General features: G+C 42.3%; 15 protein-coding genes. 5 read left to right on the plus strand and 10 right to left on the minus strand.

What is annotated here, in order from left to right:
* The first annotated feature begins 29 nt into the window (after window positions 1–29).
* Window positions 30–1,214: an RNA-guided endonuclease InsQ/TnpB family protein gene (locus NSP_RS06415; RefSeq protein ID WP_006197405.1), complete on the plus strand. Its 1,185-nt coding sequence runs from the start codon at window positions 30–32 to the stop codon at window positions 1,212–1,214.
* A gap of 39 nt (window positions 1,215–1,253) precedes the next feature.
* Here the strand turns inward: NSP_RS06415 and NSP_RS06420 are convergent, their stop codons facing one another.
* From NSP_RS06420 to psbO, 6 genes are all read right to left on the minus strand, one after another.
* Window positions 1,254–3,767, minus strand: a complete 2,514-nt coding sequence (locus NSP_RS06420; RefSeq protein WP_006197403.1) for a hypothetical protein — start codon at window positions 3,765–3,767, stop codon at window positions 1,254–1,256.
* A 385-nt stretch (window positions 3,768–4,152) separates the two neighbouring features.
* Window positions 4,153–4,986 carry a hypothetical protein gene (locus NSP_RS06425; RefSeq protein ID WP_006197401.1) on the minus strand — a complete coding sequence of 278 codons (834 nt, stop codon included), beginning with the start codon at window positions 4,984–4,986 and terminating at the stop codon, window positions 4,153–4,155.
* Between the two features lie 333 nt (window positions 4,987–5,319).
* Window positions 5,320–5,565 carry a hypothetical protein gene (locus tag NSP_RS06430; protein ID WP_006197400.1) on the minus strand — a complete coding sequence of 82 codons (246 nt, stop codon included), beginning with the start codon at window positions 5,563–5,565 and terminating at the stop codon, window positions 5,320–5,322.
* A 2-nt stretch (window positions 5,566–5,567) separates the two neighbouring features.
* The gene (locus tag NSP_RS06435) at window positions 5,568–6,395 is read right to left on the minus strand and encodes a hypothetical protein (RefSeq protein ID WP_017803908.1); all 828 of its coding nucleotides are present in this window, start codon (window positions 6,393–6,395) and stop codon (window positions 5,568–5,570) included.
* A 150-nt stretch (window positions 6,396–6,545) separates the two neighbouring features.
* Entirely contained in the window at window positions 6,546–7,322 is a 777-nt protein-coding gene (locus NSP_RS06440) for an RNA polymerase sigma factor SigF (protein ID WP_006197398.1), read from the minus strand.
* Between the two features lie 688 nt (window positions 7,323–8,010).
* Window positions 8,011–8,847, minus strand: coding sequence for a photosystem II manganese-stabilizing polypeptide (gene psbO / locus NSP_RS06445; protein ID WP_006197397.1), 837 nt, complete (start codon window positions 8,845–8,847; stop codon window positions 8,011–8,013).
* Between the two features lie 452 nt (window positions 8,848–9,299).
* On the opposite strand from psbO, the gene NSP_RS06450 reads away from it, so the two are divergent.
* The 3 genes from NSP_RS06450 to ftsZ all read left to right on the plus strand — a co-directional run bounded on the left by NSP_RS06450 (window position 9,300) and on the right by ftsZ (window position 12,932).
* Complete coding sequence (locus NSP_RS06450) at window positions 9,300–9,665, plus strand: hypothetical protein (RefSeq protein ID WP_006197395.1); 366 nt, start codon at window positions 9,300–9,302, stop codon at window positions 9,663–9,665.
* A gap of 769 nt (window positions 9,666–10,434) precedes the next feature.
* The gene (locus tag NSP_RS06455; RefSeq protein ID WP_006197393.1) at window positions 10,435–11,256 is read left to right on the plus strand and encodes a cell division protein FtsQ/DivIB; all 822 of its coding nucleotides are present in this window, start codon (window positions 10,435–10,437) and stop codon (window positions 11,254–11,256) included.
* A 392-nt stretch (window positions 11,257–11,648) separates the two neighbouring features.
* Entirely contained in the window at window positions 11,649–12,932 is a 1,284-nt protein-coding gene (gene ftsZ / locus NSP_RS06460) for a cell division protein FtsZ (protein WP_006197392.1), read from the plus strand.
* A gap of 412 nt (window positions 12,933–13,344) precedes the next feature.
* Here ftsZ and gshB read toward each other — a convergent pair whose 3' ends face one another.
* The 3 genes from gshB to hflX all read right to left on the minus strand — a co-directional run bounded on the left by gshB (window position 13,345) and on the right by hflX (window position 16,382).
* Window positions 13,345–14,313, minus strand: a complete 969-nt coding sequence (gene gshB / locus NSP_RS06465) for a glutathione synthase (protein ID WP_006197391.1) — start codon at window positions 14,311–14,313, stop codon at window positions 13,345–13,347.
* 103 nt (window positions 14,314–14,416) lie between these two features.
* The gene (gene grxC / locus NSP_RS06470) at window positions 14,417–14,683 is read right to left on the minus strand and encodes a glutaredoxin 3 (RefSeq protein WP_006197390.1); all 267 of its coding nucleotides are present in this window, start codon (window positions 14,681–14,683) and stop codon (window positions 14,417–14,419) included.
* Between the two features lie 133 nt (window positions 14,684–14,816).
* Entirely contained in the window at window positions 14,817–16,382 is a 1,566-nt protein-coding gene (gene hflX / locus NSP_RS06475; RefSeq protein ID WP_006197389.1) for a GTPase HflX, read from the minus strand.
* A gap of 3 nt (window positions 16,383–16,385) precedes the next feature.
* Between hflX and NSP_RS27170 the strand changes: the two genes are divergently transcribed.
* Window positions 16,386–16,514, plus strand: coding sequence for a hypothetical protein (locus NSP_RS27170; RefSeq protein WP_269454113.1), 129 nt, complete (start codon window positions 16,386–16,388; stop codon window positions 16,512–16,514).
* Between the two features lie 232 nt (window positions 16,515–16,746).
* Here the strand turns inward: NSP_RS27170 and NSP_RS06480 are convergent, their stop codons facing one another.
* Complete coding sequence (locus NSP_RS06480; RefSeq protein WP_006197387.1) at window positions 16,747–17,004, minus strand: UPF0175 family protein; 258 nt, start codon at window positions 17,002–17,004, stop codon at window positions 16,747–16,749.
* Window positions 17,005–17,008 lie beyond the last annotated feature (4 nt).

The raw sequence follows: 17,008 nt of genomic DNA on the forward strand, positions 1-17,008 counted from the left end.
ATATAAGCAAAGCAAGGGGGTGAGTCAAGTTGCTAGTTCTAGAGTATAAAGTCAAAGCCAAAAAACTACAATACTTAGCTATTGAGGAAGCCATCAAAACAACTCAATTCATTAGAAATAAGTGTTTGAGGTATTGGATGGATGCACCAAGAGAGTTGAAAATTGATAGATTTGCGCTCAATAAGTATTCAACGGAACTACGCAACGAATTTAAATTTGTGGCTAACTTAAATTCAATGGCAGTGCAATCATCAGCCGAAAGAGCATGGTTAGCAATATCAAGGTTTTACGAAAATTGTAAAAAGAAAGTATCAGGTAAAAAAGGGTATCCAAGATTTCAGCATGATAATCGCTCGGTTGAGTATAAAACATCAGGTTGGAAGCTAAACCAAACTCAACGCCGTATTACCATTACTGACAAAAAAGGTATTGGTGAGTTGAAATTGCTGGGTAAGTGGGATATTGAAACTTACCCGGTTAAATCAATTAAGCGTGTTAGATTGGTACGCCGTGCTGATGGCTATTACTGTCAATTTTGTATTGATGTTGAGGTTTTAGACATTCAACCATTGGCAGGTAATGAAATTGGTTTAGACGTTGGAATTCAGAGCTTTTACACAGACTCAAACGGACATCAAGAGGCTAATCCCAAGTTTTTGAGAAAGGCTGAGTCAAAAATCAAACACGCTCAAAGACGCATTTACAAAAAGAAAAAAGGTTCGTCAGGACGTAAAAAAGCTAGAGCTATATTTGCCAGAAAGCATTTGAGAATAAGTAGGCAACGGAATGAACACGCTAAGAGAATAGCGCGTAACGTGTGCAAGTCTAACGACTTAGTAGCCTATGAAGACTTACGAGTGCGTAATTTACTCAAAAATCATTGTTTAGCTAAGTCAATTGCTGACGCTAGCTGGTATTTGTTTCGGCAATGGATTGAGTATTTTGCTGGTAAATTTGGTAAATTAGCCATTGCTGTAGCACCACATTACACATCACAAAAATGTTCAAACTGTGATGCTATCGTTAAAAAATCCCTATCAACGCGCACCCATGTTTGTAATTGTGGATGTAGTTTGCATAGGGATGAAAATGCAGCAATTAACATTTTGAATCTTGCAGGACAAGCTAGGACGGGGCACGTCCAAAGTAACGCTGTAGGACTCGTGGCCGCTACTCTTTTAGGCGAAAGCCTATTAGAGCAAGTGACGAGGTAGATTACAGAATCCCCTCGCCTTTAGGCAGGGGAGTGTCAATCAAATACCCAGTAATTGATCTAGCTGCAAATTTGGCAAGTCTGGAGGAATCACAGTCCGCACCACGGTGACTTTGTGACTTTCTTGCTGGGTAAGCTGATTAAAAGCGATCGCCTCCACACGAATTTCCAAGCAACCGTAGGGAATATTTAATTGAGTTATCACGAATAAACTCCCCAAGGAATTAGGTAGCAAGTCTGTCAGTACATGGGGGCCATCTAGCAGCCAGCGAGTTTGGCAATCTTCCACCCATAACTTGACAACTATTTGCGGGGATATCGCAGGTAGTTCTACCCTCACCCTGACAGAAGTCCCACCGATTAGTTCACCATCTGGAACGTGTAGTAAAGGAATTGGCAAAGGTTCAACAATTACCCCTTGCATAAGTGGGGTATGGGATAAATCTGAGATTGGTTGCGAATGCTGTTCAGAAGAATAGCTATCTATCACATCCCCCACTGGTTGAGTATATATATCTTCAACCACAAATTCTTGTGTTAACCAAAGATAATCAGCAGGCGGTAATTGTGAATCTGGAGAGAGTACAGAAATGGCCTCTGGCTGTTCAAATGTTGCCATCTCCTGGATTTCCATAGCACTGGCTGCGATCGCCATTAGTGTAGCATCTGGCAACACAGGTATCTGATCTGCTCCGATATCAGTTTGCGGTTCTACGTCTAATGATGAGCTAATTTCCACAGTTTGAGTTGAAAGCGGAACCTGCTCATCGGGTAATTTTTGCTGATCTAAAATCGAAATCACAGATTCAGGTAGGGAAAATCCTTGGCTTTGTGTCCACTTTCTAATCAAAGGCGATGAACAGAGATTAGCCTCTGCATTTAATTCTAATAATTCTAAATCTGGTGAGTCATCCTGGAACTCTGCATCACCAGCCACTAATTCAAATGTATTTTCATGCTCACAGACAGTTGTATCTATCTGCGGAGAATCCTGATCATCTGGGAGTGAAAAAGCATCTGGTGTATTGTCAGGTAAAACTTTTAGGCGTTTCAAGTAAGGAAAAGTGCTGTTGAGCATCCGCCGACGATGATTTTTAATCACCAGTTGCGCTAAGTTGATGCTGGCTCTAGTCTTGTCTTTCTCTACAAGCTCTTGATCGGTAACTACATCAGCAGTGGCCACACCTTCGGTAAGCGCCACTTTGACAGTGATTTGGTTTTCAGGTAGTTTTGGCAGTTGAGGTAAACGAGAATCGGCTAATTTATTTAGTTGAGACACTCGCCGTCCGGCTGCTTCTAGTTCTTCAGGGTTAAGTTGCGGGGGTAGTGACTTGTTTCGGGAAATTTGAATAAACGGAGAATGATTTATTTGTGTTGTTTTAGCCAGGTTAAAAAGTCTTAAGTCAATGCTAATAGATGTTTCTAGCTCTGTTGGTGGTTCTATAGGGTGATCTAATAAATTTTGTTCACTAAATTTAGCTGCGGCTGTGATTGCTAGCAATTCTGTGACATCTGCTGTAATTGTAAAAGACTGATTAGCTAATATGATTACTTCACCGAATTCAGTGAGTGCGCCATACAGATTGATATCTGCCAAAATCAGTTTAGATTCACAATCTATGGGAATATCAATTGCGGAGCTGATCACCATAGGCAACGAGCTGTTTGGTAGAGGCTGCCGAACCTGGGTTAAAATTTCTGAGCTTAAAGGCGATCGCAGTTCAATGACTAATTCCAAGGCATAAAGAATTTCTGGGGGTGCTGTGTCACTTTCTTGATTTGTCTGGTCTTGCAGGTCTACTCGCCCATGAATGACGACTATTTCTCCCCAATGTGCAACATGGGTTTCCCGTTCTAAAGTCAAACATAGCGGTGTCCGTGGTTTGATCGCTACATTGTCCTCAACTTTGCCCTCTTCTAACAAAGTTTCAGAGATGGGTAAAGCTAAATCCATTAAATTTTGTAAAATCTGTTCAGCTGATTCACCTTTGAGAAAAACTGGGCTAACAGGCGGCTCGATATCTGTGCCGTCTGTTACTGTTTCAGATGGTAAATCTGTTGGCTCTTGATCACTTTTAGAACTAGAAAGAGGTTCTGGTGTAATAGCGGATTTCAGGTTGCCATCAGCAATAGCATCTGGAGGTTGGGGTAAATTTGAGGCTATATTCTCGCCTGTGTGCGATTGTCCCCATACCCTAGTGGATTCTTCAGAGAATACTTGTAGATAAATACCATATTGCCACGATTTACCGAATAAATCCGAAATCAAATCTCCAGAGCATTGCAATTCCCAAATTCCCGGCTGGAGGTGGGTAAAAGGAATTACCGCCATTAAACCTTCGGCATTAGTGCGCTGCGATCGCCTTTGAATTTGCCGCTTTGGGGAAATTTCTGAAATTGACGAGTGTATTATCCGTATTTCCACGTCAGTATTACGTAGGTGAGAACGAGCCAACACTCTGTACCAACCTTCCGAAATTTCTAAGTTTGGCGATTCCAGGTTATGCCAAGAGCGATCGCCCTGTTTCTGTATTAGAAATTGCCATTGTTCCATTATGAGTTATGCCCAGACCGAAGAGTAGCTGAGTAAAATTGTGATGATCTTGCTTGCAAGTTTACCTCAGCAAATAGCAATTGCATCCCCCAATCTTACTATTTGCTTGAAATTCCGGCAAGATTAATCTCTGCTTCACAAAAGCTTTAACTACTTTACTTTTTGAACTTTCCCTAACCGGGTAAAGCGGATTTCAATCCGTCGCCGTGTCTGATCTTCGTGACGAGCGATCAACAAAGCCACGCCTCCGGCGATCGCCGCAAATTCCCCACCAGGTAAAATTAACTGAGCCGCAGAATAAGCACGGAACGATCAACCCTTGAGTCTTGGTTGATTATTGCAGGTTATTGGTAGTTGCTGAGTTCATAAAATGTTCTCGGAAGCACTATTTTTTAAGTTGAATGCTAATTTCGTAATCGCCCTGGTGAGTATCTGGAAAGTTTAACCTAATTTGAGAACCAGATATTAAGGTGCGTGAGGTAATTTTCCGACCGTTATAATGAATAGATGTTGATTCATTAGGTACTAAATAAAGTTTCTCTCCCTGACGTTCTAAATATGCTCTCACTTCTGTACCTGGACAGTCAATAAAATCTGTACAATTTGTATCGTCTTCACCAATTGCAATTCTTTGATTATTTTTTAATCTGCATATTTGTTCTTCATGTTCTTCAACATAGATGTGCAATTCCCACTTGTGACGCAATCGATGCAATTTAAACGCAACTCCCAACAAACTAGCAAGTATTAGTAGTAAAATTAGGCTAGGAATCCATAACTGTTGCCTTAAATAAGGATTAACTAAGCAAGTTTCTTGATTACCTGGTGCGGGTGTACAAAATTCTTGACCTGTGGGAGCAGCATCAACGATAGTGAATGTATAGGGTTTATTTTCCGGGGTGGTGATGGAGAGCGATCGCTTGTGAACTGGTAAGATGTTGATCCCAGCCTGTCGCTCTTGACTGTCTGAAGAATCAGCAATTCTCAATGGACTGTCAGCAGCAGTTTGTATCCATATGTTTGAAGTAATTCCTGGTTTAATGCTGTCTTCAACTATTTGACGTAAACGAATGCGAGCTTCGTTATTTAAGCCAACGCTTTCTGTCAAATCAATTGCCAAGATAACATCTCTTCCATGACTTAGCTGAGAGACTAAATTTAATCCAAATTGTTGTGTATGAGTTATTTGTTGTCCAGGGGAAATTTTTGTTAAAGTCACAAATCAAACAGCCCCGAAAAGACCTTGTAAAAATTCTTCCACAATATGCAGTCAACCTTGTGAATATGAAACAGCCAGCAATTTTGCTGATATATTTGAGTATATGCGTATATTTTAGTGTTTTTATTCGCAATTTTCAACAAGTATTATAAAAATTATTAGCCCACAGATAAACACAGATAAATATGTATATCCCTGAGCAAACTAGAAAACGCTATACTTGCAAAGTGCTGTAGGTAAAAAAGTGTTAGTAAAAAAATAGACCTGTATGATTAACAAGGTCAGTTTGGTTCAGAAAAATCCTAATTTTATCTACAGAGTAAATCAAGGGTATTAAACACCATAACGGTTTCGGTAGTAAGCTAAAATTTGCTGTTCACGTTGCTGACTTTCAGTCCCATAATTGGGTAAACGAGAAATCCATAAGCCAGCAATTTGACTTTGATTGTAATCAAATGCTGAAGATGTTTGGGGAATTAAGCCCACTTCGATTCCTTCGACTTGACGCAAATGAGCAGCTATTTCTCGATAGACTGCTAGAGATAAACCAATAAATTCAATTTTTTCTTGAGTTTCCATCTTTAAGAAGCTTCAGCTTTAGTTGTTGATGATGCTGAATCAATAGGTTGTTCCCCTACCATTCTGGCAACTTCAATACCATATTGTTCGATAATTACGATAGGATTGGAACCTTCATTCATTTCAATACGTTTAATTAGCAGACCACTGGCTAGGCGCTGTCCCGCCTGTACATAGCGACTTGTGTCTTCAGTCGGTACTTTAATAATTGCTTGGGGTTTTTGACCAATTAGCACTACCCCACTAACAATGACTCCCTCAGCTAACTCAGGCTGTGGGGGTGGAGGTAGCAGAGGTTCTAGAGTGACATCAGAAAGCACTCCGGGCATAACTTCTGGTATAACTGAGTCCGGACGAGTTTTAGGCTTGGGTATCTTGGCCTCTGAAGTTGGGGAAGCCGCAGTTGTAGTATTTCCAGTAGAAATAGGCGCACGGGGTGTTGGTTGTCTTGGTCCTGTAGGAGTAGGTAAGGGAGGTATTGGCGGAAGCGGTCTGATACCTACAGGTGTAGTAATTGTCCGAGGTGTCGGCATTGTAGCAACAGTCTGGGTCTGCCCGACAATTTGAGCAAATGGGTCATCTCGCCCTTTTGAGACTATCCGTTCTCGCTCTGTAGCATTAGTCAGTTTAATTAAGTTCGGAGTTGCAGAGGCACTTGTTGAATCAGTAGAAACTACAGGATTATTAAAGGATTCCTCTGGTGTTGGCGATTGTGCTGCTGGGTTTGCAGTAGGGGTAGGAGCGGTTGCATCTGGTGTACCTCCGATAGTACATCCAGCGATCGCTAACATTGAAAGAGCTACAAATACAATTGGGAAATTTCTGTTCATTAGCTGTTCTCAAAAGCTCTAGGAAACGTCAACATTGCCTATTGGGATCTCAGGCAAACTATGTTACCTTTATAACCTAATTTTAGGACTTTTCAAGGTAATTGTTAGCACCCCTAGCCTAGGCTCAATACAGCTTAAGCTTGCTGGAACTTAATCTTCCTTCACACTCATCATCTTCTTTAACAAGCCCAGCCCTTTTTTTACTCTGCGGGAAACTGTCACTACACTAATTCCCAGATGTTCTGCGACTTGTTTTTGTGTCAAGTCTTGGAAAAAGACGCATTCCAAAACTTCACGAGTACATTTTTCTAACTCAAACAATGCTTGTTGCAGGCGAATTTGATCTTCTTGCGCCAGTTGAAAGCTGCGATACTTGGGATCAGGAACTAATTCTCCCAGGCTGGTGGTTCCTTCTTCTGAGTCCAACACTGGAACATCTAGGCTCAGAGGGGAGCGATTCACCCATGCTAGTTTAATTTCTTGCCATTCATTCAGAGAAATTGCCAATGCTGCGGCTAGTTCAGAGTCAGTAGGTTGGCGATTATATTTTTCGCACAAATCACGTGAAACTCCTATGGCCTGCTGTTGTAATGCTAAATAGCGCCGAGGAATTCTGACTGTAACGCCTTTATCTCGCAGATAGTGTTGAATTTCACCACGAATATAGGGAATAGCAAAGGAGCTGAAGGCGTGTCCCTTAGAGATCTCAAATTTTTCTATCGCCCGAATTAAGCCCAAATATCCAACTTGGACTAAATCATCATAATTTTCACGGCATTGATTCATCCAATAGTGAGCTTCTTTTCTCACAAGTCCAAAATTTAGTTTTACCAGTTTGTTGCGAATAGTGTCTGAGCGAGATTGCTCATACTCTCGCAGTAACTGCCAAATTTCATTTTTGAGTTCGTTGCTGGCTGTAGTAGGCATAGCACCACATTTATTTATTAAAATAAAAAGTGAATACCGGCTTAAAAAATCTGCGATTGTGAAATTTTACTCAAAAAAAGTTATTTGATTTTTTCGAGCAAAACATGGTGTAAATCACAATATTTGTGGTTAAACACCTGATGAAATTGACAATCGAGCCAGATTCAAATAAGCGCAATTGGTATTTTTATCGTTATTTAGATTTGTTAATTACTGTAGATGGTAGGGCTACATATAGCCAAAATATATAATTATGAGTTCATTTACAAACCGAAATTGTACTTAACTTTATTAATTACTTAATTTGTTATAAAGGTTGATTTCCATGATTTCACTAATTACGGGAAATGCCTTTCTCAGTAAAAATACGACATTTTGTCAATAAAATTCATCAAAATTTTCAACCTATTAAGTAATTAATCTTAATTTTATGCAAGTAGCTGGGCGCGAAAATTGATAATTTTGTGATTGCTCCCCGCAGGGTATCGCTGTATCGCTCAGGGGAAAGCTCCGAAGATTGCGGAGCGTGACGGCTTGGGTGTGATGCTGGGTTCCATTTCGTTGCACTTTCTACGAGGCTTTGGCTTTCGGGATACGCAATAAAAAACCCATTTGCTTCAAGTACAAAGGAAACAAATGGGTCAAGTCTTGGGAGCCAGTTAATAATTACAGAATGATTCTAGGGAATTTAGGCGCGATTTGGTTCAACCCGTGCATAAAACAGACCGCGAATCTTGACTTCTTTAGGTTCACCAGCACCCAAATCAGTATCAGATGGTTGTTCGCTCTCGAAAGTACCAGCAATTTCACCACTAACGCTATCTACCTTAGCGACTTGCAGAGAAATTGTGCCATCAAGAGTTTCAACGCGCTTAACATTAGCGCGGGTGAGTTCTTCGTCATCAGCTTGAGCAGGAAGAGCTACGGCATTATCATAGCCACTGACGACACCACGACCTTTAGGATCTAGGAAAGAAGCACCACGGTAGGAGGGAACTTTGAAAGTACCTTCAAAGTCCGTAGAGGTGTTGATACTGGTCAAACCAGGTTGTGTTTGAGCTACTAAATCTTTGATGGTGAAGAGAAAAGGTACTGATTCACCACCAGGAAGTTTGACTGTGATGGCTTGGAAGTCCAGACCATCGGCTTCTAAAAAGGTCAGGCTATTATCTGGGTTAACTTTCAAGTCGCCTTGTACTTGGTCAATGGTGGAAGTGTATCTGGTCAACAATTTACCAGGCACAAACTCAGCTACTTGCCGTTTATTAGCAGGCTCTTCTTTGACAAAGAAATTGGTTGGTTCCAAACAGAGTTCTTTGATGGTATAAGACTGGCTTAATTCAATGGGAATGGAGCCACGACTAGTTTCTGTGAGTTGGGGGCATTTGTTAGCCAAGCCAGTGTTTCTAATTTGTTCGTAAGTCAGTAGGTCCCTACTATTAGAAGAAGTGGGAGCATCACTGCAAGCAGTTAATAGTCCCAGGCATACAGCCAAGAATGCAACAATTAAAGCGCGATACCTCATGGTCAACCTCAATTTCAAAAATTAATATCTAAGTTGTAAAACTAATGCCTATGGCATTTTCGGTGTTGCCCAAATGTTTCTGTATTATGTTATGTGTTGCCACTAGATACAAATACAGTCCATTGCTTTATGGGGAAATTAGCCAGATCATACGATTTTTTTTCACTCAAGATCAAAGCTCTCTAGTCTCATCCCAAAATACCTGATTGCATTTAGCTCTGTTGGAGGCTGTGCTAGACGTGATTACTGCCTTTTACAATCGGTTATGGTTGCCTGTGTCAAGAAAACCAGCTTGGAGCTAAAACCCTTGCCAGAAGTGACTTATAGCTTCTAAAGATTTGTTATGATCTCCTCTATTTCTGTCTTTATGCCCTGGAAAATTTGTGATAACGAATAAAAATCAAAAATCTTCGGTAAATTTGAGTAGGCCTCATTTACACGGAGATAGTTGCATGAGCAACCGCGAAAAATTGGAATCAGTGAAGTTATCGGCACAACTGCAAGCGATCGCCACGGCAGTGCATGATGTAGCTAGGGTTTCTCAAGGAGATGCGATCGCTCTTTTGAGCTTGCTGCGGCATTTAGAACAGTTACATCGAGATATCCGGGATAGTGCTTTTCAAGAGAGTTTGCCGGATAACCGCCAGAAACTCTACTCTTTACTCAAAGATATTGAGGCTGAAGGCGGCTGGCCTTACATTGAGCGCATGAGACTGAAAGCGTTTTTAGCAACTTTGCCACCAGCTGCAATGGAGAATTATAGTGAGCAGGAAAATAGTGATGATGCGTTGGAGAGCGATCGCTCCTTGAGTTGGTAAGCTGAATCATAAAAATTGATCGCTCTTCACAACTCTTAACTCATAAATCTTAAATTTAGCGCCTGTGGCTAATACCAATTTATGCAATCACCAACAACCAGGTAGTCAAAATGTAGATTCCACCAAATGATCCTTTGGTCATCACTAGCCGATACCAGTGTTTGACCATGAGGGCTAATGGGAACTCCAAAGTTTGACTGTGCTGTCCCACCGCCAGTAATTCACCATTTGGATGGAAACTAACAGCATTGATGCGATCGCTGTATACCTAACAGAAGTGTTTTAACAACGTCCCACCCTGTCGTCACAACCTCACTGTATTGTCTCAAAGGTAAAAGCTCATCGCCAGTGATGAGAAATGGAAATATCTACGCTGCCAGTTGAAAATCTGTTTAAATACAAAAAATACCTCGCCAGTAATGTAGACGCATAATTAGCCCACAATTTGCCTCTCCCGGATGTCAGAACCAATAGACCAGTTGCTAATAGTACAGATTGTGTTATCTTGGTCGATAATTTTTTGGGGAGATTTTGACCAAATAGTAATAGCTATTACCTGCGAAAAAGGTTACATTCGGTTTAAACTAAACACTGCAAACTTCAATAGGAAAAATTACTAGTATTTATAGTACCTAAATACTGGTGTGGTTCATGTAAGATGTGAAAAAAATCTGGAGGAGAAAGATTAATAGATATTGATAGGTTAATTAACCAAGATTTATGATCCGAACCTAACCAATAATTTGACTGCAACCAGAAAGAGGTTTGAATGGCTGGCATAGTATCAGTTTCCCAAAAGGATTTAGCCCAGCGCCGTCAAAAAATACGTCGGCAACGGCAGATAAAAATAATTCAGGCTCTTTGGCGAACTGCTGCCATTAGTGGTCTAGCTGGTGGTTTGCTGTGGGTAGCACTCCAGCCGATATGGGTGCTAAATGCTCCCAAGCAAATTGAGATGAAATCAGGTGATCAATTACTATCGGAAGCCACGATTGAGTCATTACTGGTGATATCCTATCCTCAGTCTTTATGGCGGATTCAACCGCAGGCGATCGCCAACTCTTTAAAGCAACAACCCACTATTGCACAAGCAACTGTGAATCGCCGCCTTTTTCCTCCGGGATTAAACATCAAAATAGAGGAAAGAGTCCCCGTGGCCATAGCTCAGAGTCCAAAAAAACAGTCACCTGCGGGCTTATTAGATGCTAGTGGGGTTTTGATACCCTTAGAAAAATACAAATTAGTCAATCCCAACATTAAACTGCCAATTCTCAGAGTTATTGGTTCACCAGAACAATATCGCTCCTCTTGGAGTCAAATTTATGCAGCATTAAGTCAAAGCCCCGTGAAAATAATGGAGATTGATTGCCAAGATCCCACAAATCTAATTTTGAAGACAGAACTAGGAAATGTACATCTTGGTGCTTTTAGTCCTCAGTTAACCGAACAAATCAAAGTCCTCGCCCAAATGCGTTCTTTATCTGCCAAAATGGATTTTAGTCAAATAAAGTACATTGATTTGAAAAATCCGGCATCTCCTTTAGTACATTTGAACCAAACAAACAAAAAGCCTAACTCCCAAAATTCCTAAAAACATCTGCTAATCTAAAGCATTAACAAGAAATAATGGAGGGCATTATGTGCTAAGTCGGCAACATAGTAGTGAAAATATTAATATTTCCTTGAAGTTATACAGATCAATTTTAAGTAAATCTAGGTATACTTCTGTAAAATTAGTTGTGCTATGACCTCCGGCACAGCGCTCCTAGGCTGATCCCATAGCCAACTTTCGCACTCACTATCTAATTAAGGTTGGGAGTCGTGATAACAATAAAGAACAGTGCCATATATTTTTTGGGCAGTGTCAAACTATAGTTGACTCTTAGATCAGAAACCTCATGTCTCAAACCAGGGGCTTCCTCGACGCGGAGGTTCTGGTGAATAACACCTGAAAAAGTCGTTTATCTACCTTTCACAAATCCAATGACACTTGATAATAAGCAAGGGCTTACCTATAAAAATTCCCCATCTGTGGGACAGCAGGGGTTTCCGCTAGCAGTTAACTCGACTAACCCCTTTAACAACTCTGGGCTGAACTTTGGACAAAATCATGACAGTAAAAAGATGTCTACGGAAAATAGTCGTATTGGTGAGATTGTTCCGGGTCGGGTTGCCAACATCAAAGTAATTGGTGTGGGTGGTGGAGGTGGAAATGCGGTTAACCGCATGATTGAGTCTGATGTTTCAGGAGTAGAGTTTTGGTCAATCAACACTGATGCTCAAGCTTTGACTTTGGCAGGTGCGCCGAGTCGATTGCAAATTGGACAGAAACTCACACGAGGTTTAGGCGCAGGTGGTAATCCTGCCATTGGTCAAAAGGCAGCTGAAGAATCACGAGACGAAATTGCTACGGCTTTAGAAGGTGCTGACTTAGTATTTATCACTGCTGGGATGGGAGGCGGTACGGGGACAGGTGCAGCGCCGATTGTGGCAGAAGTCGCAAAAGAAATGGGCGCTCTGACTGTGGGTGTTGTTACACGTCCATTTGTTTTTGAAGGTCGCCGCCGCACTAGCCAAGCCGAACAAGGTATTGAAGGGTTAAAAAGTCGAGTAGATACGCTGATTATTATCCCCAACAATAAGTTGCTGGAGGTCATACCAGAGCAAACGCCTGTACAAGAAGCTTTTCGCTATGCAGATGATGTGTTGCGTCAAGGTGTCCAAGGTATTTCCGATATTATTACCATCCCCGGCTTGGTAAATGTTGACTTTGCTGATGTCAGAGCCGTGATGGCAGATGCTGGATCGGCATTGATGGGGATAGGAGTCAGTTCCGGGAAATCAAGAGCGAGAGAAGCGGCGATCGCGGCTATTTCTTCGCCGTTATTAGAATGTTCTATTGAAGGAGCTAGAGGAGTTGTATTTAATATTACTGGTGGCAGTGATCTCACATTACATGAGGTGAATGCTGCTGCTGAAGCAATATACGAAGTTGTTGATCCCAATGCCAATATTATTTTTGGGGCGGTAATTGATGACAGGCTCCAAGGTGAGGTGAGAATTACTGTAATTGCTACTGGGTTTACTGGTGAAATACAAGCACCACCAACCCAAAATGTGACTAATGCGAGAGTAGCACCTACTCCCAAACGGTCAACGCCACAGCCACAAGCAGTTAATCCCCCCACACCAGTTGCGGAACCTAAAGAAAAAACGGGATTGGATATTCCAGACTTTCTGCGAAATCGCCGGACACCAAGAAATTAATTGATTGGGGATTGAAGTTGTAGATCAAATTTGCAGTTTCAGGTTGGGCTGAACGCTGCATAAAATCTAGTCGTTTCAGTTTCACCAAGGTCAGGGGTCAGTAATATCATTGCTATCCCCAAACCAAAACATTGGTGTTCCAATTTGTCAACCCTATCCACAAATCAAATTAACTTGGGCAGGAGTCCACTGACTCAGATATATCAATTTGTCTGGGAAATCAAAGAGAAAAGAGGTGTTTGCAGGATGCCATCGCTGTTTTTTAACAAATCTGACAAAAAAACACCAGGGTATCAACTATAGCAACCACCAAGGACGTTAGGACATAAACTGATCATAAAAGTTAGACACCGAAAGGTTTTACCCCACTCCCCACTCCCCACTCCCCAGCTATAAATTTAGACAAATTATGCTAGTTTTTTAAAGTTTGCGAAATCCATGAAATCACCTGTTCGCCTAAGCGAGTACCATCTAGTCGGTCAATTTCACGAATCCCGGTAGGACTAGTGACGTTGACTTCAGTCAGATAACCGCCGATGACATCAATACCCACAAAAATTAAACCATCTTGACGTAAAGTTGCGGCTATTTCGGTACAGATTTCATATTCTCTGGGGGTGATTGTAGTTTGAGCAACAGTACCACCAGCCGCCATATTATTACGAAAATCACTACCGCTAGAAAGGCGATTGAGCGCACCAATTGGTTCTCCATTCAGGAGGATAATTCGCTTGTCTCCTTCTTTAGCTTTTGGTAAATAAGTTTGCACCATGACTGGTAATCGACCACGCAGTGTACTGAGTTCCACTATCGAGTTAAAATTGCGATCGCCTGCTTGTAAAAATAAAATCCCTTCCCCAGCTTTATTCCCCAGTGGCTTGATAATTGCTTCTCCTTTAGCTGCCAAAAATTGCCTAATTAAATGCTGATCTGCACTGACAATAGTTTCTGGAATTGCATTGGTAAACTGAAGGGCATACATTTTTTCATTTGCCCCCCGGATACCACGAGGACTGTTAATGAGTAGAGTTTTGTTGTGGTCAATGTAGTCTAGAACGTAGGTGGCGTAGAGGTAAGAATCATTGACTGGTGGATCTGTCCGCATAAACACAGCATCCATTGCTTCTAGGGAGGTAAAGCTGGGAGCGCTCAATTTATACCAAGGATTTGCCGCTATCCAGCCTCCCTCCACTAACTGCACTGGAGCGAGTTCAACCTGCTGCAAAATAGCCCAAGCTTTGCTATCTACTACACTCAGCAGATTCGCCTGAGTTACCCAAATTTCATGTCCTAAAATTTGTGCTGCTTCCATCAGAGCAACGCTAGTATCATGACACGGGTCAAGTTGATGGATGGGATCAATAATAAAAGCCAGTTTCACGCCGTTTGCCTCAATCACCGGGAATCTCTTCTTAGATTATCCCCTGATGATTAGACTTCACAATTGCGGCTGTGAAAAAAAGCCCATTTTCAAATATGTCACGCTATGCACCAGAAGCTAGTAATTCATCCAGCTTGCCTTGACTTTCTAAAGCGTGCATATCATCACAACCACCAACATGGTAATCATTAATAAAAATTTGCGGTAGTGAGCGTCTCCCGTTAGCTCTTTCGGACATTTTAGCCCGTTCCGCTTCATCTCCATCAATACAATATTCGGTAAAATCAACGCCTTTCTTCTTCAACAAACTTTTAGCACGGATGCAAAAGGGGCAAGTACTCCAAGTGTAAATTTCAACGTTGGCAGCCATAATGTCCTCAATTAGATTTAATACTTTTTAATTTTAGTGGCTGTAACCGCGCTCTGATTAACAAAAAAGCGGAGCCTGTTCATCAAATATGACGAGATTAGCACCGCGTTCTGTTTAAGCGCCAGCCATAAAATTAACGAGCATCAACAACATATTGAATCAGTTTGGTCAGACGTTGGCGTAAGGTTTCTAATCCTAATCGCTGACTGGCGGAAATAAACACAGCCAGGGGAAACTCTTCTTGAGCTATAGCCAGTGTGGCGCTATCTACTTGGTCAATTTTGTTGAAAATCACCAGTGCAGGGCCGGGAGTTACTGGCATTTGTGCCAAAATTTCCCTGACTGAGCGAATATGGCTCAACCAAGCCGGATGAGATAAATCAACCAAATGCAGTAAAGCATCGGCTTCTGTGACTTCCTCTAAGGTGGCGCGAAAGGCATCCATTAGGGAAGCGGGCAGTTCGTGTATAAAACCTACTGTATCTGTGAGTAGAATCTCTTGAGTTCCACCAGTGTCCCCATCAGCAATGACTAAGCGGCGAGTGGTGGGGTCAAGAGTAGCAAATAACTGGTCGGCGGTATAAACTTCGGCATTGGTGAGAGCATTTAACAAAGTGGACTTACCCGCGTTAGTATAGCCAACCAAAGCCACAGAGGGAACTTCCTGATTTTGCCGTCGCAGGCGTAACCTTGAACGATGCGCCTGTAACTGGTTTACTTCTTGTTGCAGTCGGGAAATGCGTTTTTGAATCGCCCGGCGTTCTGTTTCCAGTTTAGTTTCACCAGGGCCACGAGTCCCAATACCACCACCTAACCGCGACATTGCCAGACCTCTGCCACTAAGTCGCGGCATCATATATCCTAACTGTGCGAGTTCTACCTGCAATTTACCAGCACGGGACTGAGCGCGTTGGGCAAAGATATCTAAAATTACTTCGGTGCGGTCAACTACCCGGACACCAATTTTTCTTTCCAAGTTACGGACTTGGGCGGGTGAGAGGTCGCGGTCAAAGACAACGAGATTAGCTCCCAGGGTTTGGGCGGTGAGGGCGATTTCTTCAACCTTACCTTCACCAACTACGGTCTGCGGATGAATGCGCGATCGCTTTTGTTGTACTGTCTGCAATACCTCTCCGCCAGCCGTATCCACCAACCGGGCTAATTCCAATATGGTGTCCTGGAATCGTTGGGGAGTGGTTTTATCGGTAATTAGTCCCACAAGTAGCACCCGATCATGGTCAGCATCTACTTCCTGGGCGACAAAATCCCGTTGAAATTCTGCTTCCAGACCTTCCACCAACTCGATAAAGTCATGCTCTGATAGCATATCTAAACTCATAGGCGGCGATACGCTAGAGTATAGGGCTGTGTCTTGCGCCAGGGACTTCTCATCGCTGATTACCAATTGCGGAGTTGATACGAGGTGTTTGGTACTTGATACTAGGTGAGCCAAATAAGTTTCTTTGACATACCCAGTGGAACCACCACCACGCTTTGTAAATCCTGTGCCGGTGATATTTATCACTGCCAAAGCATCTAAACGTTGCAACGCCATCGCAGTCAGTGCCGATTCATTGGGCGGTTCTGGCTTGAGATGGGTAGCTATACAACGAATACCGCTCAGACGTTCTGCACCGTAACGGGGCAGCTCTAGCGGTGGTATTTGCGTTTGACGTGGTGTACCTACCCCTACACGCATCACTTGTCCGCGACGGTTGAGGTAGGCACATATCGGCTGATTGATTTCTGTGCTAATTGCTGCCAGACGCTGGGAGAACTCAGGCGTGGTGATGCGATCGCCTGGGATGCGCTGGTGGTACAGTCGCTGTAGTTGTTTCAGCTGACTGGCTTTTAGTCCTTGGAGATTGCCAACAATAGTTTCTATAGGCGTTTATGACCAGTAAATGGCCCCCCGAATTCTTACTTATGTCTATTTTACAACAGGGTTTTGTCTGCAAGCTCTTTCTTTTGGAGGAAGCATTCTGTATTTTTGGGGAAATTGTAACTTCAGAACCCTCAGACTCGAAGTCTGGGGCTACACAGACAAAGCCTGCCTACGCAGGCTAAATGCAGGTATTCGTTAAATCAGATAAAAGTTCTTCTTCTGTTAAATCAATCATCGCCACACCATAACGATGTAAATTAAGTAGAAAAATTACCCTATCTACACCTGCTAACTGTGCAGCTAAACCAGAAGAAATTCGTTTCATTTCAAATAATTTGACTGCCATTGCCATTTTTGCCTCCTGCTCAAATTCTTCTCTGGTTTGCTGTAGGGCATCTGGTAAAGTTTCTGGATAGTCGATTTTAAGCTGTGACATATTT

Source organism: Nodularia spumigena CCY9414 (assembly GCF_000340565.2).
Classification (GTDB): Bacteria; Cyanobacteriota; Cyanobacteriia; order Cyanobacteriales; family Nostocaceae; genus Nodularia; species Nodularia spumigena.